Annotated in this window: 1 protein-coding gene; it reads left to right on the forward strand. The window is 59.0% G+C overall.

Annotated features, from left to right (window positions below; genetic code table 11):
- The coding region (locus tag R7P64_RS24395) for a PTS transporter subunit EIIC (RefSeq protein WP_318124194.1) at window positions 1–597 on the forward strand (597 nt) is incomplete at both ends.

Consider the following 597-nt stretch of genomic DNA (forward strand, 5'->3'; position numbering starts at 1 on the left):
GGCACCCAGGCCATATTCCTCGCCTATATGCGCCATCCCGACCTGACGCCGGTCATGAACGACGCATTACGTTTTTCGCAGCAAGGGATGACCACTATCTTTGGCCTGGCGGGCGCCTCGCTGGCGTTCTACCACACCGCGAAACCGGAGAAGAAAGCGATGGCGAAGGCGATTCTGCTGCCGGCGATTATCACCTCGATGCTGACCGGCATCACCGAGCCGATTGAGTTCACCTTCTTATTTGTCTCACCGCTGCTGTGGGTGATCCACGCGACGTTAACCGCCGCCTCGCAGGCCATTTGCGACATCTTCACCGTACGTCCCTGGGGAGCATCGGGCCTGATCGAGTTTCTGATCTATAACCTGCCGCTGCCGGTCTCCTTAACGCGCTGGCCGGGCTATGTCCTTATCGGTATCGGCCAGTTCGCCGTCTACTACGTGATTTTCCGCACCCTGGTGGTGAAGCTGAACCTGAAAACGCCGGGCCGGGAAGATGACGAGAACGTGAAGCTCTACAGCAAAGCAGAGTACCGCCAGAAAGTCGCGCAACCGCAGTCGGTCACCGATGACATTATCCGCGGCCTCGGGGGCAAGGAG

It is taken from the genome of Vibrio sp. 2304, assembly GCF_033339475.1.
In the GTDB taxonomy this organism is placed as follows: Bacteria; Pseudomonadota; Gammaproteobacteria; order Enterobacterales; family Vibrionaceae; genus Vibrio; species Vibrio alginolyticus.